Raw genomic sequence first — 20,100 nt, forward strand, 5'->3', positions numbered from 1 at the left:
CCCGATCAGCGCTTGCTGTACTGCGGTGCCTTGCGGGCCTTCTTCAGGCCGTACTTCTTGCGCTCGGTGGCCCGCGGGTCACGGGTCAAAAAGCCGGCCTTCTTCAGCGCGGGCCGGTCCTCGGGGGTGACCAGGATCAGCGCCCGGGCGATGGCGAGCCGCAGCGCGCCAGCCTGCCCCGACGGCCCGCCGCCGTTGAGGTGGGCGTAGATGTCGAAGCTTTCCAGCCGGTCGACGGTGACCAGCGGGGCCTTGATCAGCTGCTGGTGCACCTTGTTGGGGAAGTAGTCCTCCAGGCTGCGCCCGTCGAGGTCGAACTTGCCGGTGCCCGGCACCAGCCGCACCCGCACCACGGCCTCTTTACGACGCCCGACCGTTTGGATGGGGCGCTCGATGACGAAGGAGTCTGCGCGGGTGGCCGACGCCTCCGACGCGCTCTCGGCAGCCACGGTTTCGTTCTCTACCGCTTCGGTCATTGCGTCACCTGCTTGATCTCGAACGGAACCGGCTGCTGAGCGGTGTGCGGATGCTCCGGGCCGGCGTAGACGCGCAGCTTGCGCTTGATCTGGCGGCCCAGCTTGTTCTTGGGCAGCATCCCGACGATCGCCTTTTCGACAACGCGGTCGGGGTGGCGTTGCATCAGGTCGCCGATCGTGCGGCTGCGCAGACCGCCGGGATAACCCGAGTGGCGGTAAGCCAGCTTGTTCTGCAGTTTGTCGCCGCTGATGGCGACCTTGTCGGCGTTGACGATGATGACGAAGTCGCCGCCGTCGACGTTCGGGGTGAATGTCGGCTTGTGCTTCCCGCGCAGCAGGTTGGCTGCCGCGACGGCAAGCCGGCCAAGCACCACGTCCGTGGCGTCGATGACGTACCACGACCGCGTGGTGTCACCCGCCTTCGGCGTGTATGTAGGCACAGCGCTTACCTAACTTTCTCTCGGGTTGGATCCCGGTGCGACCCGGGTGCCGGTCAAGCGTCGACGGCAGGGGATGGTCTCGGCGACCGACATTGACCCGAGCCCCGGCGTACCGCACGCCAACGGAGCAGCTTACCGGCGGGCATCCAAGCAGGTCAAAACGCCGGTCGGCAAGCTCGACGGTTGGTATTTCGTGCTCCTTACTGCGCTTGCACGGTGTTAGCCTGCTAACCGTGGTCGCGGAGAAGTTTGAAGTCAACACCGAACACCTAATTGCAGGTGGTGACTTTTGCCGCTATGCCGCCGATTCGGCCCGCGAGGCGGCAGAACACCTCGCTGGCGCAGACGTGGCACCGGGAATCTTTGGTGACTTCGCTGAAGCGCATCAGGTTCACGGCAAACTCAGTGCTGCTCATCAGCAGCATCAGACCCAGCTGCAGGGCCATCACGCGACGTTGACTGGAGTGTCGGCCAAGGCGGACAAGGCGGCGCAGGTTTTCACGGCGACCGACGAGTCGGCAGCCGACGGCATCAACTCGGCCGGCGAGCAGTTTTAGCGGGCCGCCGTGGGGGCACCACCGGCTCTGAGCAACCTCGATATTGGCGAATTGTGTGGAGCCGCCGGCGGTAATCCGTGGAAACTCGACGACGAATTGCAGGCCGGCGATCCGCAGGCGATCAATAAGCTCGCCGATGCTTTTCACCAAGCCGGCAACCGCGTCAAAGAAGCGGACGATGACTTCGACAAGGCCAAGCAGAAATTCAACGCGGCCTATACCCGCAACCAGGGTGAGCACCCGATCAACGAGTCGGCCGAGGTGCAGCAGGCCACCACCGCGCTAGCCGGACACAAGGAAGCACTGCCGCGGATCGCCGCCAGCTTGGAGCAGACCGCTGCCTCACTGGCGACAGCGCAGCGTCAAAGCGACTCCGCCCTCGGGCAGGCCGATTCGGCGCTGCATGAGATCGACAATCAGATGTCGGTGGCCAAAGCGAATGATCAAGACACCGGAGCACTGCACGACCAGGCCGTCGGCGTGGTCAAATCGGCGTTGGGACAGGTTAACTCGGCCCGCAGCAACTATGTCACCGACTTGCATGCCGCCGAAACCGCGATGTCAGGTGCGGGCTACGTACCGGAGTCGCTGGGCAACCTCGACGCCATGCCCGGCGACGACGCGGCCAAGGCCGCCGCCCAATACGACAAGTCAGGTCAGCGTGCGCGCGATCAGGCCATGGTGGATAAGGCCAAAGCCGAAGGCCGGACCCACTACATAGCCAACGACGCGGGCCTACCTGGAAACATGACCGCCGAGGAGGCGGCCGCGGCACAGCGTCTCAAAGACTATGCGGCCATCACCGACCCGAACAGCCGCTTCGGACCGGGTTATAACCCCCATGAGGTTGCTCAAGCACGCCGATTGGCCGGAGAGCGGCTCGGCGACTACAACACGTCCAAAGTCATGGGTCCCTTGCCCACTGACACCGTCCTAGGCGGCGACGCCCGCACCCGTGCTCAGGCCAGGCTCAAACTCCAACAGGCTTTAGAGCAGGGCCAGGTCGCCGGCCACCCTCAATTTATGACGGCCGACGAGGCGACCCGACTCATGGACCAATGGGAAGCCGAGGGGCGGCAACAGGTGCTCGGGAAGCTCACTAGCCAACTCGAGGCCGCGGGGATGTCCCACACTGGGGCCGCCGAAATGGCCGACGCCATCCAACACGGCGCGGTTCCAAGCGAACTCGTCCGCGACGCCGCAAAAGGCATCGCAGCGCCCGTCGGCGCCTTTGGAGAAGGCCTCAAGGCGGATGCGGAAGCCCTCCACGGCGGCAGGCACTGGGGCGCAGCTCCTGCGTTTTCTGAAGCTGATGCGAAAGTTCTAAAAAACCTGGGCAGTAAGATCGGATTGGCTGGCACGGCTGTAGATGCCGCGGTTGCGATCTATGACTGGCAGCACGGCGAGTCACTCGTCGAAGCCGGCGGGAAATTCGCTGGGCGTACCGGCGGAGCGATGCTTGGCGGGTGGGCGGCTGGCGCACTGTGGGGATCGTTTGTCGGGCCCGAAGGCACACTCATTGTCGGTTTCCTTGGCGCAATGGCAGGCGGAATAGGCGGCGACAAGGCAGTAGAATGGATGTTAGGGCATTAAAACTATGAAGAATGTACTATTCATTTCACTGGCTTTATGCCTGGCCGTAGCCGTAATCCAATCGTTCTTCGATACTAGCCCCACTATCCACCGACGCATCTATTGGAGCTGCGCCTTCCTTGCGATGATACCGGCATTCTTTCTGGGCTATCCAAACTGGAAAGAAGGGTTGGGCGCCGGATTATTTGTGCTGGCAGCAATGATCATCGCCGCCTACGGCTATACACCGTATATTAAAATTAGGGGAAAGATTTATGCGCTTTCCGTGATAGATAGTCAACCTGATACCGATCACCCGTGCGCGCAGGCCACAGCCGATCCAAACAAGGACCCGGCGCCCGATGCATACAGCGGGATCCTCACAGCTAAAAAGCTGTGGTGGATCCTGGTACCAGTACTCGCCATTTCCAGCATTAATACATACGCTTTTATGACCCACGAAGGAGAAGGCTGGGTTGCCGGCATCGGAATAGGCTTACTCCTAGTACTCGCTACTGGAGCGGGCTTCAGTGATGGGAGTTGGGGATATCGCATTGCGCGCGGCCAGTACACACAATTTATTATCGTTACCGTCATTACCGTAGGCGTCTTCACGGCTATTTACCTTGGCGCGTATTTTGCAGCAAAGCATCGACCTTTGCGCCGCAGACAGTCCATGGAGTATCGAGCACATCCGCGCCACCAGAAGAAATATCCATAAGTGCGGCGGTCGTCGAAGTCACCAGCTAATGGACCAGCGCCCGATCCTCTATCCGCTTGTGTCGAGTGATACCAGCCCCGTGACAGCACGATTTACTCAAGTCCTGCTCGGCACAATATGGGCAATCAGTGGGGCCTTAATGGCCTTGAACCCGCCACCGGAAGGCTACCGCGCCTCTCGGAGGTTGCCTTTCGTCGGCATTGTCGCATTGGTCGGTGGAATCTATTTCGCCGTCAAAGCACTCCGCCCTGATAACGTTCCTGATAGTGGCAGGCCGCCACGACATGCCAGCGGAGAAGAACCGAGCATGCGCGACGCGATCAAGTTGATCCTCGCCCTGCCGGTCGGCGTTGTAGGCGGCGCTACCTGTATGTGGTGGGGGATCAACTCAGGATTGCTCTCGATCCTCGGACTGGGACTCGCCGTCTTTGGCATGTCGGTTCTTGTGATACCGCACGCGATACCCATCCTGAGATGGTTGCTGCGCCGGGCAAAGCGCTGAATGACCGCATTCGTATAACTGCGCGGCCCCGTCGTCTCTCCCCTCCGACGGGACCGCGCAGAGTCTCTATCGCGCCCAGACGCCAGCTGCCCGGTGGTCGGCGTCTGCGACGTCGTCAGCGCCGTCGCGGACGGCATTTCCCAGGCTGGTCAGGATTTCGTTGAGCGCGGTGGCCGCCTGATGCCATTTGAGCTGCTCGACGCGGTAGGCAGCGCCGGCTTCGCGAGTCCACAACTCCTGCAGCGGCGCGACCTGCGACCTCAGGTCCTGTAGCGCAGCATTCAAGCGGGCCGACGTGGCCTGGATCTCCTGGCGCACCGAGTATTCGATTTCGGCGAAGTTGTACGACAGCACCGGGTCCATGGGTCACAGACCCCCGCCGGCCGCAGCGATGCGGTGCGCATGGTCGTCGGCTGCTTCCCGCAACGTGGTCTCGTTGTAGCGAATGGTCTCCGCAATGCCGTGCAGCGCGTGGTGCAGTTTCATCGACTCGGCATTCCACCGATCGACCACCTCTTTGAAACGGGCGGCCGCGGCCCCGCCCCACACCGAGGGCGGCACACTGCTCATGCGCCCGATGAAGGCCTGCAACATCGCCCGGATCTCCTCGTTGCGAGTATCGGTGGTCGCGGCCACGGAGCGCATCAGGTCCAGATCGGTGCTCAGTGTGTTGGTCACATAGGTAGGACTGTGCAAGCCCGCGTCGGGTTCCACTCAGCATTCTGGTGGCGACCCGCTGCGCCCGGTTACACCGCGCTGGCGATCGCCACTCAATGCAACGCATGCGCGGACCGCACGGCCAGCTCGCACACGTCGTGCATGCCGCCCTCGTCGCCGCGTCGGTTCTGGCAGCCGATGGCAATGCGGACCTGGCCGTCGAGCACCACGCTCCATCGGATGTCGTGTTCGGCGCGCACCTCGCGGTAGGTCACCGCCGGGCGCCCGCCGCTGACCCCGGTCGGGTCGAAGTCGACAAAGACGCCCGCCGGCTCGGCATCGATTGCATGCTTCAGCGACTCGGCGGCGCCAGCCAGCGTCTCCGCGCCGACGGGCGATTGCGTGACATGAAGCGCCAGCTGCGGATCCGACGGCGACGTCACCTGGACCCGCGCCGAGCCGGGCCCGGCGATCACCCGCTGCGTCGTCCAGCCCGCCGGCACCTCCACCGCAACCCGGCCCTCGACCAGAAACGTGGTCGCCATGCCGCCACCGGGCGGCGGGCCGTGATGGCTGTAGGCGATCACCCCCAGCGCCGCCGCAATCAACGGAACCAGGACGATGAATCCCCGGTAGCGACGCCGGCCCCGAACGACGGCGTCGACAGCTTGCTCGTCGCCCGACACGGCGGACACCGCCAACCGCTGCAACCGTGCGTCGTCGACCTGGGTCACGGCTAGCCGGTCGGGCAGTCGCTCGGCAATCATCGTCGCGACCACGTCCGCTCCGGGCACCGAGCCGGGCGCGTCGATCACCACCGTCGCAGCGCGGTTGGCCATGCGGGCGATGCCGCGTGCGACGGCCTCGGCCACCTGCTCCGGTTCCCCGCGGCGTGGCTCAGCCTGCAGTGCTGAGCCGGTGATCACCACCAACCGATCGGCGATTTCTACGACAACCGTTGGCAATGGCGAACGCTGGGCCAGCAACCATGTTCGCGGTTTGAGCTCGACATCGTCGGCCAGACCCTGCGCCGCAGCGGCGACGGTCGCTATCCGCGTCTGCGTCCACCATGACGGGTGGATGAGGATAAGGCGCCCCGGATGCTGGCAGAGCAGCGACTGCAGGACCGTACGCCACAGCGACTCCACGGCAGCAGGGCGATCGTCGACCAATGCGACGGGGTCGTCGACGCCGTCCAGGGCCGCCGCACCGCTGTCGCCGTCCACTGTTCTGCCGCAACATAATTGGCGTATCGCGCCCGGGCCGGACTCGATGACGCACGCGTTCACGGCGGCGGGCTCCAGGCCACCTGCACCAATTGGTGGCCGCCGCCGCGAGTGATCAGCGTGCCGCGCCCCGGCGGTAGCGGTACCGGCCGGACCGATCCGATCAGCGGACCGTCGTCGGGGCTCGCGCTCATCATCAGCCCCATGCCGCCGGAGTCGCGCAACTCGGCGAGCAGCGGGTCGAACAGAGCGCGAGCGGCGCCGCCGCTTCGCCGGGCCACCACCAGATGCAAGCCGAGATCCCTGGCGTGCGGCAGGTATTCGAGAATCGGTGCCAGCGGGTTGGAAGCGACGGCCGCGACCACCTCATAGTCGTCGACCACGACATAGATGTCGGGCCCCGACCACCAGGAGCGTTCACGCAGCTGCGTCTGGGTGATGTCGAGCGGTGGCATCCGGCGGCGCAGCATGTCGAGCAACACGGGCAACACCACGCCGTGCGCTGCGGCGGACGCCGCATAGCCACCGAGGTGGTCGGACTCGACGACGCCCAGTAGCGTGCGCCGGAAGTCGACGATGAACAACCGCACCTGCGCGGCCGATGCGGTCCGCACGATTTCGCGGCAGAGGGTACGCAAGGTGGCCGTCTTCCCGCATTCGATGTCGCCGAGGATCAGCAGGTGGCCGTCTCCGTCGAAATCGACGGTGGCCGGTGCAAGTTGACGTTCCTCCAGCCCCAGCACGATCCGGTCGCTCAGCTCGAGGCCTGTGAGGTCGACGCGCGTGGGCAATACGGGAATCGGGGGTGCGGTTGTGGTGCCGCGACGGCATATCTCCGTACTGGGCAGCGCGATCACCATGTGCTGCCCATCGCGGGACAGACCCCGTCCCGGCCGGCCCTCCGGGACCTGCTGTGCGCGCCGGCGGTCCAATTCGGAATCGGCGGGATCGCCCAGCCGCAACTCGATGCGGGTGCCGATCTGATCCTTCAACGCCGGCCGCAACTCGGCCCACCGGGAAGCCGACACCACCACGTGGATCCCGAACGAAAGTCCTTGGGCGGCAAGGGCGGTGATCTGCGCCTGGTAGTCGGTGGGCAGGGCGGCCCAGCCGTCGACCACCAGGAACACGTCATCACCGAAGTGATGGCTGCGGTCGCGACAGCCAGTCGCCCGCGCCATCAGGAGGGACTCCAGTTCGGCGATCGTGCGGGCAACCAGATCGGCTTCGGCTCTACCGGCCACCACCCCGACGTGCGGTAGGCAACGCAGTGACGTCAGCGCGCCTCCGCCGAAGTCCAGACAGTAGAACTGCACCTGGCTTGGATCATGGGTGGCCGCGAGGGCGGTGATCAACGTGCGCAGGGCGGTCGACTTGCCGGACTGTGGCGCGCCGATCACGCCGACATTGCCTGCTGCTCCGGCTAATTCGACCGTCAGCGGTGTGCGGCGCTGCTCGAATGGACGGTCGACGATGCCGATGGGGACCGTCAACACCCCGGTGGTGGCGAAGTCCCGCAGCACGGCATCCAGCTCGGGAGCGGCTCCGAGCGGCGGCAACCACACTTCATGGGCCCGCGGGCCGAACCCGGATAGCCGGTCCACCACCGTCTGCAGCACTGTGCGCTGCCCGTTCGCATCGCTCGTGTGAGGCGACAGCCTGACCCGGCCTACCGGCACAATGGTGAACCGCCGAACCGGCGCCGTTTTGGTGCAGTGCGGTGTCGGTCGGGCGGTGGTAGGGCACGGTCCGGAGACGTATGCGCCGCGAAAGGGAATCGGTTCGCTTGTCGTGCCGCGAAGGTATCCCACTCCCGGAGTATTGGGCAGCTCATAGGCATCGGAGGTTCCCAACACGATGCGCGACTCGTTGGCTGACAGGGTTTTCAGGCATATCCGGTAGGACAGATGGGATTCCAGCCCGCGCAACCTGCCCTCGTCCAGGCGCTGGCTGGCCAACAGCAGATGCATACCCAGTGACCGGCCGAGTCGGCCGATCGCGACGAACACCTCGGCGAAATCGGGGTGCTGACTGAGCAACTCAGAAAATTCGTCGACAATGATGAACAGCGTGGGCAGCCGGGCGCCGGTGTGCCGCGCATGCTGGTATGCGCTGATGTTGTCGAGGTTGCCCGCCGCCCTAAGTAGCTCCTGACGGCGGTTCATCTCACCGGTCAGCGCCTCGCGCATCCGCGCGACCAGTGGCACTTCATCGGACAGGTTGGTAATGACCGCCGCGACGTGCGGGCTCTTCTCCAGACCGAGAAATGTTGCGCCGCCTTTGAAGTCCACCAGCACCAGGTTGAGCGCTTCGGGTGAGTGGCGGACCATCATGCCCAGCGCAATGGTGCGCAGCAGCTCGGATTTTCCTGAGCCGGTGGCACCTACGCACAATCCATGCGGGCCCATGCCGTTCTCGGCGGCTTCCTTGATGTCGAGTTCCAGCGGGGCGCCATCAAAGGTGGTGCCGATCGGAACCCGCAGCCGATCACGCCGAGACGATCTGTCCCACAACGCCGTCGGTGTAAAAGCGGCCAGTTCGCCGATGCTCAACAGCTGCTGCCAGGGCGGCGTGTCGCCGGGCGACGCGCCGGCATCCGCGGCGTGGTAGGCGGCCATCCGCTGCGCGCACGCAGTCGCGGCAGCCTGGTCCATGCGGTCCGGCCGCGCGATCGTGTCGTCGCCAATGGTCAGCTGTTCGGCACTCACCCGAAGCCAGGCGCCTGACGAGATATTGCGAGCGGCATCCGCCATAGTCAAACCGACAACCCCACCGCTGTCGACGACGACCACCGCCTGCGGCCGATGCTCAAGCTGCACCTCCGCGATCGCTTTCTCGGCTGCACGCAGCGTCGGATACACCATCCGCGCGGGGCCGACGTCGTCGGCGGCTTTCGGATGTTGGTGGTGCGGCAGCCATTTCAGCCAGTCCCAGTGAGCCCATTCGCAGTCGTCGATCGCGCCGACGAGCAGCAGCCGAGACGGACTGTGCATCACGGCGAGTTGGCAGATCATCGCGCGCAGCAATCCCCGTGCATCGTATTTGTCGCCGACGATCGTCACGGTGCCAATCTCACGCAGATCGAGCGCGACCGGCAGGTCGCGGATTGTCTGATGCGCCTGCAGGAAACGTCGCAAGGCAGTCACGGTGACCGGATCCACGCGATTTCCCGCGGGCAGCTGCGGGGGCAGCAGACGAGTGGCGAGTTGCTGCCGGCCGGTGCCGATCCGCACACAGCAGAAGTCGGGGTCGGCCGGTCGCCGCTCCCACATCCGGCTGCTGCCGACCAAGGTCCACAGCGCGTAGGGCTCCGGGTGCTGCCAGTTCAACGATACCCGTTGTGCGGCAGCGGTCTTCACTACAGTGCCGCGAAGGTCACTGAGATAGTCGAGATAGTCTGCGCGGTCGCCGTCGAGGTCGGTGCGCCATCTGTCACGGCCGGCGATCGCGGATACCACCGCCGAGATCAGCATCATCAGCGGGAAGGCCACGAACACCGGGCTACGCGCGATACCGGACCGGGTGTAGAAGACTACCGCCATCATCGCAACCGTGGCACCGGCCATCGCCACCGGCAACAGCCGGGTCACGACGCCGGTCTGCGCCGGCCGGGTGGGCTGCGGCGGTGCGGCCACCGCGATGTCGGCGGTATCGAACATCGGTGGTGCCAGTCGAGGCGGCGGCGCGAAACCCACGGTCATGGCGATTGCACGCTAAGCACCGCCGTGATCGCGGGCAAGTCAGCTGTGGATTGACGTCTGCACGTCACGGCGGCCACAGCTAGCGTGCCCAGCGTGCAGGAAGCAGATCTGCGCCGAGTGTCGATTCACACCGATGAGGTCCGGGTCGACCTGGCGCTGCCGGCGGCCGTGCCGATCGCAACCCTGATCCCGGCGATCGTGGACATTCTGCCGGCCGGACATGCCCTCGGCGACGGGCCGACGCGTTACCAGCTGTCGTGTCCGGGCGAGGTGCCTCTGGACGCGTCGACAACCTTGGCGCAACAGGGGATTCGCGATGGCGCGGTGCTGATTCTGTCCTGCTCGTCGACCGACATTTCGGCGCCGCAGTTCGACGACGCGGCCGAGGCCGTGTCCGCCTCACTCGCCACCGCGGCGCGGGCGTCGAGCGGTCATGGGCCTCGGATTACCGGTGCGCTCGCAGGGTTCTGCCTGGCGAGCATCGGTGCGGCGCTACTGACACGGCAATCGTTGTGCGACAACGGCTCCCGGCAGGCCGGTGCCGCGATAGCGGCCGTGGCCGGCGGTATCGCGCTGGCCGCGGCCACGCTCACGCAGCGTGGCTTCCGTGACAGCACCATCGCGCAAGCGCTGGCGTTGCTGGCGATCGGATTTGCCGCCGTCGCGGGCCTGCTGGCAGTCCCGGGCGGTCCGGGCGCCCCCAACGCGTTGCTTGCGGCGACGACCGCCGGCGTCACCGCTGTAGTAGTGGTGCGGCTAACCGGATGCGACACACCACTATTCACCGCGGCGGCCGGGTTCGCGCTGCTGTCAGCGATCGCAGCGCTGGCGGCGACCGTGACGAACGTGCCGTTACCGGCGATCGGCGCGGTCTGCGTCGTGGTGTCGCTCGCCCTGATCGCGGTGTCACCGCTGATCTCAATCTTGTTGACCGGGTTGTCGCCACGGTTGGCTGACGATATGCTCCCAGATACGCTGCCCGCCAAGGCGATCCGGGCCGATACCTGGCTGACCGGTCTGATCGGCGCATTCTCCACCACAGCGGCTTGCGGCGCTGTCACGGTCGCGAACTGTGCCCCGGGCGTCATCGGTGTGGTATTCGCCGCGGTGACCGGTGCGGTGTTGCTGGCACAAGCACGCTCACACCGCGACATGCCAAAAGTCTTGACGCTCGTCACCAACGGCACTGCCACTCTCAGCGCGGCATTGGTAGCCGGGGCCATCGCCTTCCGTCCGCCCGTCGCATGGCTCGCGGCGGCGACGGCGATGCTCACGGCCGCCGCTTTCATCGCCCCCACCGTGCGGCTCTCCCCCGTCGCGCAGCGGGGCTTCGAGTTGCTGGAGCGTCTCGCACTGGCGGCACTGGTGCCGCTGGGCTGCTGGCTCTGCGGACTCTACGGCGCGGCGCGCGGCCTCACCCTGTCATGACCGGGTGGGCGTCGCGGGCGGCAAGCTGCATCGCGGCGGTCACGCTCGCAACGCTGCCGCAGTGTGCCGCGCCGCTCGCGCACGCGGTGACGCCGCCGCCGATCGACCATGCCCGGCTACCGGAGCCGTCGCCGCCCGCCCCGTCGGCGCCCACCGTGCAGCGCGAGGTGTGCGCAGTACCGTCCAGAACCACCCACGATGGCAAGTCAACCCAGCTCAGCGGCGTTGACCTTCAGCGGGTGTGGCGGCTCAGTCGCGGCTCGGGTCAACGAGTCGCGGTCATCGACACCGGCGTCGCGCCGCACCCTCGGCTGCCCGATACGCTGGCCGGCGGTGACTATGTGTTCACCGGCGACGGCTTGCAGGACTGCGACGGACACGGCACTGCGGTGGCTGGAATCATCGCCGCCGCACCCGATCCCGAACACGACGATTTCAGCGGTGTGGCGCCCGATGTCACGTTGATCAGCATCCGGCAATCGAGCACCAAATTCGGCGCTTCCGCCGATGCGTCGACAACCGGGTTCGGCGACGTCGACACGTTGGCGAAAGCGGTCCGCACCGCAGCCGATCTCGGCGCTTCGGTGATCAACATCTCGTCGGTCGCCTGTGTCCCGGTTGATTCCCGGCTGGACGACCGCGCGTTGGGCGCGGCGCTGGCCTACGCCGTCGACACCAAGAATGCTGTCGTGGTCGCGGCGGCCGGCAACACCGGTGGCCCTGCCCAGTGCCCGGCGCAGCAACCCGAAACCACCTGGGACACCGCCACCGTCGCGGTCAGCCCGGCGTGGTACGACGACTATGTGCTGACGGTGGGATCGGTCAACGCGCGCGGCGAGCCGTCGCCGTTCACCCTCGCCGGGCCGTGGGTCGACGTGGCAGCACCCGGTGAGACAGTAATGTCGCTGAGCCTGACCGGCGACGGTACAGTGAATTCGCTTGGCGCGCCGCCTCACTCGGTACCGCTGTCGGGAACCAGTTACGCCGCACCCGTGGTCAGCGGGCTGGCCGCGCTGATCCGGTGCCGGTTCCCGACGCTGACCGCCCGGCAGGTGATGCAGCGCATCGAGGCCACCGCGCATCATCCGCCGCGCGGACGGGATCCGTTGGTGGGCAACGGTGTCGTGGACGTCCTCGCCGCCGTCAGCTCCGGGACCCCGGCCGACCCGCCCCCTCGTCCGCGTGACCGGCCGCCGCCGGTTGCGCCGCCAACGCCGCCGGCGGCTACGGACCGCAGCCCTCGCCACACCGCGTTCACCGGCGCGGCGATCTGCCTGACGGTGCTCGCGACGGCGCTGATTGCCGGCGCTGTGACGGCCCGGCTACGGCGCACCGAGGCTGTCCCGGACGACTAACGCGTTTGCCCTGCTCAGTTCCGGTCCCGCCGGCAGCGTCGCCAACACCGGCCAGGGCGCCGGAATCGCCGTCTGCGGCAGACCGAGGGCGCGCGCCGCGTCGTCGTCGGCGATACCGAAACGCACCCCGGTCTCGGTGACCAGAAATCGGGTACCGGCCTCAGGGTTCTCCCCGGACAGGCCGGTGGCGCGAACGTACGCGCTGCGACCGGGCGGAACGTAGACGGCGTCGACGGCAGGCCCGGCGCCGTCACCCTGCGACAGCGCCACCGGCAGCTGGCCCGCCGGAATGGGCGGTGCGCCGGCCGCAATCGACATAACGGCGTCATCCGCCGTGGGTGTCCACGTCGCGCACAGCGGCGTGTGCTCGACATCCAGCGGCGCCGAAGCCCGCTCGGGAAACGTGGAGACCGGCAGATCGGCCACTGTCGGAGCGGCGCGGATGACGTCGGGGGCCACCGAGATGATGCTGCGGGCGCCGCGTGCGTCATTGAGCCGCAGCAGATCTGCGGCGACCGGGCCGACGCGCTGAACCCCGCCTGCCAGAACGACGTAATGCTCGTCGCCGTCGGCGCGCGCGATGCGCAGCACACTGCCGATCGGAAATCCGGGCAGCCGGCCCGGCCCGCCGGCGCTGGGAATGCGCGGCGCGGTGATCGGCGGCGCCTCCGGGATAGCGTTCAGCAGTGCGTGCGAAACCCTATGCGGCACAATGCCTTCCAACCGCAGTACCCGGACCACCGCAGGCTGGGTCAAGTCGACCGTCGCCCGAACCCCCTCGTAGAGCAGGTAAGTCGAAGCGCCCGAATCGGCTGTCACCAGCACGGTCTGTGCGACGGCCAGGCGATGCGATGCGTGTGCGGAGCCGACGACGACCGTCGTGCCGGCGTCGCTGTCACAGACCGTCCAGCCGGTATCGTCCAGTGGCTCGGGCAGTAGTTGGGGAGCGCCGGGGATGCCCATCAGCGGACCGCGTTTGGTGTGGGCCAGCTCGGATTCGGCCACCGGCTGCGGATTGCTACCCGACGCCGCGATCAGCCGCGCCGACGCCAGATTCAACACCGGATGCCACGTGTCACCGACCCGGACGTAGAGCGCTCCGGACTGCCGGGCCATCACAATCGGCGCGTTTCCCAACGCCCCCGACGGCCGCAGCACGCCAAGAACCGCGCAGGCGCCAATCACGAGGGTCGCCACCAGAGCACCAGCCGCCAGTGCCCGCATCGGTCGTGGGCGAGCATCCCCGCCCACCAGCGCGCATTCGATGCGGCGCAGCAGAAACCGATACCCGCTGAGGTGCAGCTGGGTGGTGGCCATCTTTCCCCCGGAGTCGGCCTCACGATAAGCCGGTGGCCGGGCGTGATGTGCCGGTCCATCCACAGGAAATGAGGATTTCGCAGGTTACCGGTACTATCGCCTCGTGCTCTACCACCACACCCGTCGCTGGAACCGCCTGGGCGCCGCGGTTCTGGCCGCCGGCGCCATGCTGGTCGCCCCCAGCGCTCTCCCGGCCACCGTCCCGTCGGCCGCTGCCGTCGACTGCCCGGACGTCGAGGTCATCTTCGCCCGTGGGACCAGCGAAAAGCCCGGTCTCGGACGCGTCGGCGACGCCTTGGTCGACTCGCTGCGCCAGCAGACCGGCCTGAACATCGACGCGTACGGGGTGAACTACCCGGCGGGCAAGCTGCAATTAGGCGGGGGTGACGGCGCCAACGACACCATCAAGCGGGTCAAAGACGTCGTGCAAGCCTGCCCGAACACCAAGATCGTGCTCGGCGGATACTCCCAGGGCGCATCGGTCATGGACATCGTGGCGGGGGTGCCGGTGGGCGGCGTGACCTTCGGAAGTCCGCTGCCGCCCCAATACGCCGACAACATCACCGCGCTTGCCACCTTCGGCAACATCGCCGACCGGTCGGGCAGCCCGATCTCCGCCCAGAGCGCATTGCTGGGGTCCAAGGCCATCGACCTGTGCAACCCCGGGGACCCGATCTGCCACGCCGGTCCCGGTAACGAGTGGAGCGATCACACCGACGGCTACGTGCCCACCTACACCACGCAGGCGGCGACGTTCATCGCGGCCAAGCTGTTGGCGGCCCAGACACCGGCATCGTCGCAACCCGACGTGCACATCAATTAGACCGGCTAATATCGAGCTATGAGTCTGCGCTCGATATGCCCGCTGGTGCTTGCCGCGTTGTTTGCCACGGCGGCGTTGGTGAACGGCCCCGCACCCGCCGCGTCGGCGGCGTCTTGCTCGGATGCCCAACTGGTGTTCGCCCGCGGCCGTATGGAGCCACCCGGGCCCGGGCAGATCGGCAACGCGCTGCTCAGCGCGTTGCGGTCGAAATTGCCCAACAAGAACATCGGTCTGTATGCCGTCAACTACGCGGCCAACACCGACGTGCAACAGGGCGCCAACGACATGAGCGGTCACGTCCAGTACATGGCCAACAACTGCCCTGATACTCGGCTGGTGCTCGGCGGCTACTCGCTCGGCGCTGCCGTCACTGACGTGGTCCTCGCCGCGCCCGGCCCGATGTTCGGGTTCGACAATCCCCTCCCGCCCGGCATGGACCAGCACGTCGCCGCGGTCGCGTTGTTCGGCAACGGCAGTCAATGGGTGGGCCCCATCACCAACTTCAACCCCATCTACAACGACCGGACCATCGAGCTGTGTCACGGCGACGATCCGATCTGCAACCCGGCCGATCCCAAAACTTGGCAAAACAACTGGCCTCAGCACCTGGCGCCCGCCTACATCCAGGCAGGCATGGTGGGTCAAGCCGCCGACTTCGTCGCCGGCAAGCTCTGAACGTCAGCCGCGCGTACGCAGGTCGCGGGTGACCAGGGTCCGGGCCCGCAGTTCGTGGTCGGGCGGGTAGTCGACGCCGATCAGCGTCAAGCCCTGCGGCGGCGCGGCCGCGAAGTCGCTGGACCGGCGCGTCGCGGTGAGCAGGCCGCGGCACCAGTCGGCGGTCCGTCGGTGCTCGCCGACAGCCAGCAACGCCCCGACCAGCGAACGCACCATCGACCAGCAGAACGCATCGGCGCTGACATGAGCGGTGACCAGATCGCCGTCGCGGGACCAGTCGAGCCGCTGCAAGTCGCGAATCGTGGTGGCACCTTCGCGATGACGGCAGAATGCGGCAAAGTCATGAAGCCCCACCAGGTCTCGCGACGCTTGAGTCATCGCGTCCACGTCCAGCGGCCGCGGCCAGGCTGTTACGAACCGGGCCTGCAGCGGATCCACCCCATACGGCGCCGTCGAGAGCCGGTAGACGTAATGCCGGCGCAGCGCTGAGAATCGGGCATCGAAACCCGCTGGGGCGCGGGTGATATCGCGTACCCGGACGTCGGCGGGCAGCAACCGGCCCAGGCGTCGCACCAGCGGCACGAATTCCGGCTCGGCCGAACGCCGTGCGCGCGGATACGCATTGGGCAGCGCATCGACCGCGATGTCGGCATGAGCCACCTGTCCGGTCGCGTGCACGCCGGTGTCGGTGCGTCCGGCCGCCCGCAGGCGCACCGACGCGCGAAACACCGTCGACAGCGCCTCGTCGAGCACTCCGGCGACCGTGCGCTGACCCGCCTGCACGGCCCAGCCAGCGAAATCTGTTCCGTCATAGGCGATGTCGAACCGAAGACGAACGTGCCCGCCACCGGTCTCGGTGGCGGGCACATCCACAGGGTCGTCAGGACTCGTCGCCGTCAGCCTTCGGTTCCTCGTCCTCGGCGGGAGTCTCAGCATCCTCGGCATCGGGACCGACAACAGCCTCCGGCTCGACAGCGGCCTGCGGAGCGGCGGCAGCCGCCACGGGTGCCGCCTTCGATGCGGCAGCCCGACGGGCGCGGTTGGCCTCCGAGGTCACCGTCTTCTCCTGCACCAGCTCGATCACCGCCATCGGGGCGTTGTCACCCTTGCGCGCCTCGACTTTGATGATGCGGGTGTAGCCGCCGTTGCGGTCGGCGAAGTGCGGCCCGATCTCCGCGAACAGGGTGTGCACCACGTCCTTGTCGCGGATCTTCTTGAGCACCTCGCGCCGGTTGTGCAGCGTGCCTTTTTTGGCGTGGGTGATCAGCTTCTCGGCATACGGCCGCAACGCCCGCGCCTTGGGCTCGGTCGTCTTGATCCGGCCGTGCTCGAACAGCGCCGTGGCCAGGTTGGCCAGGATCGCCTTCTGGTGCGACGACGACCCGCCGAGGCGACGGCCCTTGGTGGGCTTGGGCATTGGGGACTCCCTTGGGTTAGTGCAACAGGTTTAGAGCTGTTCGGTTTCGGCGTAGTCCTGGTCGTCGTAACCGGCATCGTTGGACCAGGTGCCGGTGGCCACGTCGTAGCCCGCCACCTCCGACGGGTCGAAGTGCGCCGGGCTGTCCTTGAGCGACAGACCCAACTGGTGCAGCTTGACCTTGACCTCGTCGATGGACTTCTGGCCGAAGTTGCGGATGTCCAGCAGGTCGGACTCGGTGCGGGACACCAGCTCGCCGACGGTGTGCACGCCTTCGCGCTTGAGGCAGTTGTAGGAGCGCACGGTCAGATCCAGGTCGTCGATCGGCAGCGCGAACGACGCGATGTGGTCGGCCTCGGCCGGCGACGGCCCGATCTCGATGCCCTCTGCCTCGACGTTGAGTTCGCGTGCCAGACCGAACAATTCGACCAGCGTCTTACCGGCCGACGCCAGCGCGTCGCGCGGCGTGATCGAGTTCTTGGTCTCGACGTCGAGAATCAGCTTGTCGAAGTCGGTGCGCTGCTCGACACGGGTGGCGTCCACCTTGTAGGTGACCTTGAGCACCGGCGAGTAGATGGAATCGACTGGGATGCGGCCGATTTCGGCGCCCGACGCCTTGTTCTGCACGGCCGGCACGTAGCCACGGCCGCGCTCGACGACGAGCTCCACCTCGAGCTTGCCCTTGTCGTTCAGCGTCGCGATGTGCATGTCGGGGTTGTGCACGGTGACACCGGCGGGCGGCACGATGTCCCCGGCGGTGACCTCACCCGGGCCCTGCTTGCGCAGGTACATGGTCACCGGCTCGTCCTCCTCGGAGGACACCACGAGGCTCTTGAGGTTCAAGATGATGTCGGTGACGTCTTCCTTGACACCGGGCACGGTGGTGAACTCGTGCAGCACACCGTCGATGCGAATGCTGGTGACCGCCGCGCCGGGGATCGACGACAGCAGTGTGCGCCGCAGCGAGTTGCCGAGCGTGTAGCCGAATCCGGGCTCCAGCGGCTCGATGACGAACTGCGAACGGTTTTCGCTGATGGTCTCTTCGGACAGGGTGGGTCGCTGTGAGATCAGCATGGTGTTTCTTCTTCTCCTTCTCGGCACCCGCTATTTGATGCCGTTGGGGTTTCGAGCCGGCCGGCTCGAAAGTCTGTTACTTCGAGTAGAACTCGACGATCAGCTGCTCGGTGAGCGGGATGTCGATCTGCGCCCGCTCCGGCAGTTGGTGGACCAGGATGCGCTGGCGTTCGCCGACCACCTGCAGCCAGCTCGGGATCGGGCGGTCACCGGCGGTCTCGCGCGCGATCTGGAACGGCAGCGTGTTCAGCGACTTGTCCTTCACGTCGATGATGTCGTACTGCGACACCCGATAGCTGGGGATGTTCACCTTGACGCCGTTGACCAGGAAGTGGCCGTGGCTGACCAGCTGACGGGCCATCCGGCGGGTGCGGGCCAGCCCGGCGCGGTACACCACGTTGTCCAGCCGGCTTTCCAGGATCTGCAGCAGCTCCTCGCCGGTCTTGCCGGGGCGGCGCACCGCCTCTTCGTAGTAGCGGCGGAACTGCTTTTCCATCACGCCGTAGGTGAAGCGCGCCTTCTGCTTCTCCTGCAGCTGCAGCAGGTATTCGCTCTCCTTGATCCGCGCGCGGCCGTGCTGGCCGGGCGGGTAGGGGCGCTTCTCGAAGGCCTGGTCCCCACCGACCAGGTCGGTGCGCAACCGGCGCGACTTGCGAGTGACGGGGCCGGTGTAACGAGCCATTACTAAACCCTCCGACGCTTGGGTGGACGGACACCGTTGTGCGGCTGCGGGGTGACGTCGGAGATCGCGCCGACCTCCAGGCCCGCGGCCTGCAACGAGCGGATCGCGGTCTCGCGGCCCGAACCCGGGCCCTTGACGAACACGTCGACCTTGCGCACGCCATGCTCCTGCGCCTTGCGGGCCGCGTTCTCGGCGGCCAGCTGGGCGGCGAAGGGCGTCGACTTGCGCGAGCCCTTGAAGCCGACGTGGCCCGAGGACGCCCAGGCGATCACATTGCCCTGCGGGTCGGTGATGGTCACGATCGTGTTGTTGAACGTGCTCTTGATGTGGGCGGCACCGTGCGGGACATTCTTCTTTTCCCGCCGCCGGGTCTTCTGACCCTTCTTCGGTGCTGCGGCCTTCTTTGCGGGTGGCATGGGTTACCTGGCCTTCTTCTTGCCTGCGATGGTGCGCTTCGGGCCCTTGCGGGTGCGCGCGTTGGTCTTGGTCCGCTGGCCACGCACCGGCAGGCCGCGACGGTGCCGCAGGCCCTGGTAGCAGCCGATCTCGATTTTGCGGCGGATGTCGGCCTGCACCTCGCGGCGCAGATCACCCTCCACCTTCAAGTTGCCTTCGATGTAGTCGCGCAGCCGGGTCAGCTGGTCATCGGTGAGGTCCTTGGTGCGCTGATCCCGGTCGATGCCGGTGGCGGCCAGAATCTCGTTCGACCGGGTACGGCCGATGCCGTAGATGTAGGTCAGCGCGACCTCCATGCGCTTATCGCGCGGCAGGTCCACGCCCACTAGACGTGCCATAAGTGGCGTTCCTCTTTCTCCGCGGAGGTCTGATCCCAGTCCGTTCCCGGCTGACAGCTCCGGGGCCCGGCCTCCGTTCCGGGCGTGGGTGAGCGGCCTATCCGCTCAGTGGTGCTGGGAGGTCTGCATTCAGTTGTATGCGGCCGGTGTTCTAACCCTGACGCTGTTTGTGCCGCGGATCGGAGCAGATCACCATGACCCGCCCATGCCGGCGGATCACCCTGCACTTGTCGCAGATCGGCTTGACGCTCGGGTTCACCTTCACGGCTGTTTCGATCCTGTTCTGTCTTCTCGCTGGTCGGATGGTTCGGGTTTGGTCACTTGTACCGGTACACGATGCGGCCCCGGGACAGGTCGTAGGGCGACAGCTCCACCACCACCCGGTCCTCGGGCAGGATGCGGATGTAGTGCTGCCGCATCTTGCCGCTGATGTGGGCGAGCACCTTGTGGCCGTTTTCCAGCTCAATGCGAAACATCGCATTGGGCAGCGGCTCGACCACGCGGCCCTCGACCTCGATGGCACCGTCCTTCTTGGCCATAACCTTCCAGGGATCCTCGTCTTGGGGTTTCGTTCGAGTATGCGCCCGAACCGGCGCAGCATTCGCTCGACTTAAAACGTGGGCCGACGTTAGGAAAATTCCGCAAATTCCTAGGACAGGGCACGCAAAAAGCCGGCGCGGATG

The 20,100-nt window shown here is 66.5% G+C and carries 23 protein-coding genes; 8 read left to right on the forward strand and 15 right to left on the reverse strand.

The window, feature by feature from the left end; translation table 11 throughout:
* Positions 1 to 5: 5 nt before the first annotated feature.
* A complete protein-coding gene (gene rpsI / locus G6N47_RS02670) occupies positions 6 to 476 on the reverse strand; it encodes a 30S ribosomal protein S9 (protein WP_083130079.1) in 471 nt (156 codons plus the stop codon).
* Complete coding sequence (rplM, locus tag G6N47_RS02675) at positions 473 to 916, reverse strand: 50S ribosomal protein L13 (protein WP_045384511.1); 444 nt, start codon at positions 914 to 916, stop codon at positions 473 to 475. Before rplM ends, rpsI begins: the two co-directional genes overlap by 4 nt.
* A gap of 233 nt (positions 917 to 1,149) precedes the next feature.
* On the opposite strand from rplM, the gene G6N47_RS02680 reads away from it, so the two are divergent.
* The 4 genes from G6N47_RS02680 to G6N47_RS02695 are packed head-to-tail and all read left to right on the forward strand — an operon-like array spanning position 1,150 to position 4,268.
* Positions 1,150 to 1,473, forward strand: coding sequence for a DUF2563 family protein (locus G6N47_RS02680; RefSeq protein ID WP_163659536.1), 324 nt, complete (start codon positions 1,150 to 1,152; stop codon positions 1,471 to 1,473).
* Between the two features lie 9 nt (positions 1,474 to 1,482).
* Positions 1,483 to 3,066 (forward strand): putative alpha/beta hydrolase, encoded by a 1,584-nt coding sequence (locus G6N47_RS02685; RefSeq protein ID WP_083130081.1) that lies wholly within the window; start codon positions 1,483 to 1,485, stop codon positions 3,064 to 3,066.
* A gap of 4 nt (positions 3,067 to 3,070) precedes the next feature.
* Entirely contained in the window at positions 3,071 to 3,766 is a 696-nt protein-coding gene (locus tag G6N47_RS02690) for a hypothetical protein (protein WP_211281492.1), read from the forward strand.
* 28 nt (positions 3,767 to 3,794) lie between these two features.
* Positions 3,795 to 4,268 carry a hypothetical protein gene (locus G6N47_RS02695; protein WP_139799321.1) on the forward strand — a complete coding sequence of 158 codons (474 nt, stop codon included), beginning with the start codon at positions 3,795 to 3,797 and terminating at the stop codon, positions 4,266 to 4,268.
* Positions 4,269 to 4,334: 66 nt separating this feature from the next.
* On the opposite strand, the gene G6N47_RS02700 is transcribed toward G6N47_RS02695, so the two are convergent.
* From G6N47_RS02700 to eccCa, 4 genes are all read right to left on the reverse strand, one after another.
* A complete protein-coding gene (locus G6N47_RS02700; RefSeq protein WP_083130083.1) occupies positions 4,335 to 4,631 on the reverse strand; it encodes a WXG100 family type VII secretion target in 297 nt (98 codons plus the stop codon).
* 3 nt (positions 4,632 to 4,634) lie between these two features.
* On the reverse strand, positions 4,635 to 4,946 hold the full coding sequence (locus G6N47_RS02705; protein ID WP_264007077.1) for a WXG100 family type VII secretion target: 312 nt from the start codon (positions 4,944 to 4,946) through the stop codon (positions 4,635 to 4,637).
* Between the two features lie 92 nt (positions 4,947 to 5,038).
* On the reverse strand, positions 5,039 to 6,214 hold the full coding sequence (locus tag G6N47_RS02710) for a type VII secretion-associated protein (RefSeq protein WP_083130084.1): 1,176 nt from the start codon (positions 6,212 to 6,214) through the stop codon (positions 5,039 to 5,041).
* Entirely contained in the window at positions 6,211 to 9,852 is a 3,642-nt protein-coding gene (eccCa, locus tag G6N47_RS02715) for a type VII secretion protein EccCa (RefSeq protein ID WP_083130085.1), read from the reverse strand. The genes G6N47_RS02710 and eccCa overlap by 4 nt, the downstream gene beginning before the upstream one ends.
* A 93-nt stretch (positions 9,853 to 9,945) precedes the next feature.
* Here eccCa and eccD point away from each other — a divergent pair, with 93 nt between their 5' ends.
* Both eccD and mycP read left to right on the forward strand, forming a co-directional pair.
* Positions 9,946 to 11,280, forward strand: a complete 1,335-nt coding sequence (gene eccD, locus G6N47_RS02720; RefSeq protein ID WP_163659538.1) for a type VII secretion integral membrane protein EccD — start codon at positions 9,946 to 9,948, stop codon at positions 11,278 to 11,280.
* Positions 11,277 to 12,635, forward strand: a complete 1,359-nt coding sequence (gene mycP / locus G6N47_RS02725; RefSeq protein WP_083130087.1) for a type VII secretion-associated serine protease mycosin — start codon at positions 11,277 to 11,279, stop codon at positions 12,633 to 12,635. The genes eccD and mycP overlap by 4 nt, the downstream gene beginning before the upstream one ends.
* Here mycP and eccB read toward each other — a convergent pair.
* On the reverse strand, positions 12,603 to 13,952 hold the full coding sequence (gene eccB, locus G6N47_RS02730) for a type VII secretion protein EccB (RefSeq protein ID WP_083130088.1): 1,350 nt from the start codon (positions 13,950 to 13,952) through the stop codon (positions 12,603 to 12,605). The genes mycP and eccB overlap by 33 nt on opposite strands.
* A 166-nt stretch (positions 13,953 to 14,118) precedes the next feature.
* Here eccB and G6N47_RS02735 point away from each other — a divergent pair, with 166 nt between their 5' ends.
* The gene (locus G6N47_RS02735; protein WP_083130497.1) at positions 14,119 to 14,775 is read left to right on the forward strand and encodes a cutinase family protein; all 657 of its coding nucleotides are present in this window, start codon (positions 14,119 to 14,121) and stop codon (positions 14,773 to 14,775) included.
* 18 nt (positions 14,776 to 14,793) lie between these two features.
* Entirely contained in the window at positions 14,794 to 15,450 is a 657-nt protein-coding gene (locus tag G6N47_RS02740; protein ID WP_083130089.1) for a cutinase family protein, read from the forward strand.
* A gap of 3 nt (positions 15,451 to 15,453) precedes the next feature.
* On the opposite strand, the gene truA is transcribed toward G6N47_RS02740, so the two are convergent.
* The 8 genes from truA to infA form a co-directional block, all read right to left on the reverse strand.
* Positions 15,454 to 16,317, reverse strand: a complete 864-nt coding sequence (gene truA / locus G6N47_RS02745; protein WP_372517496.1) for a tRNA pseudouridine(38-40) synthase TruA — start codon at positions 16,315 to 16,317, stop codon at positions 15,454 to 15,456.
* Positions 16,318 to 16,330: 13 nt separating this feature from the next.
* Positions 16,331 to 16,867: a 50S ribosomal protein L17 gene (rplQ, locus tag G6N47_RS02750; protein WP_083130091.1), complete on the reverse strand. Its 537-nt coding sequence runs from the start codon at positions 16,865 to 16,867 to the stop codon at positions 16,331 to 16,333.
* Between the two features lie 30 nt (positions 16,868 to 16,897).
* Positions 16,898 to 17,941, reverse strand: coding sequence for a DNA-directed RNA polymerase subunit alpha (locus G6N47_RS02755; RefSeq protein ID WP_083130092.1), 1,044 nt, complete (start codon positions 17,939 to 17,941; stop codon positions 16,898 to 16,900).
* 76 nt (positions 17,942 to 18,017) lie between these two features.
* Entirely contained in the window at positions 18,018 to 18,623 is a 606-nt protein-coding gene (gene rpsD, locus G6N47_RS02760) for a 30S ribosomal protein S4 (protein WP_083130093.1), read from the reverse strand.
* Positions 18,624 to 18,625: 2 nt separating this feature from the next.
* Positions 18,626 to 19,039, reverse strand: a complete 414-nt coding sequence (rpsK, locus tag G6N47_RS02765) for a 30S ribosomal protein S11 (protein ID WP_083130094.1) — start codon at positions 19,037 to 19,039, stop codon at positions 18,626 to 18,628.
* Positions 19,040 to 19,042: 3 nt separating this feature from the next.
* On the reverse strand, positions 19,043 to 19,417 hold the full coding sequence (gene rpsM, locus G6N47_RS02770; RefSeq protein ID WP_045384535.1) for a 30S ribosomal protein S13: 375 nt from the start codon (positions 19,415 to 19,417) through the stop codon (positions 19,043 to 19,045).
* Between the two features lie 151 nt (positions 19,418 to 19,568).
* Positions 19,569 to 19,682, reverse strand: coding sequence for a 50S ribosomal protein L36 (rpmJ, locus tag G6N47_RS02775; RefSeq protein ID WP_003879483.1), 114 nt, complete (start codon positions 19,680 to 19,682; stop codon positions 19,569 to 19,571).
* A 52-nt stretch (positions 19,683 to 19,734) separates the two neighbouring features.
* Positions 19,735 to 19,956 (reverse strand): translation initiation factor IF-1, encoded by a 222-nt coding sequence (gene infA, locus G6N47_RS02780; RefSeq protein ID WP_003418601.1) that lies wholly within the window; start codon positions 19,954 to 19,956, stop codon positions 19,735 to 19,737.
* Positions 19,957 to 20,100 lie beyond the last annotated feature (144 nt).

Source organism: Mycobacterium branderi (assembly GCF_010728725.1).
In the GTDB taxonomy this organism is placed as follows: Bacteria; Actinomycetota; Actinomycetes; order Mycobacteriales; family Mycobacteriaceae; genus Mycobacterium; species Mycobacterium branderi.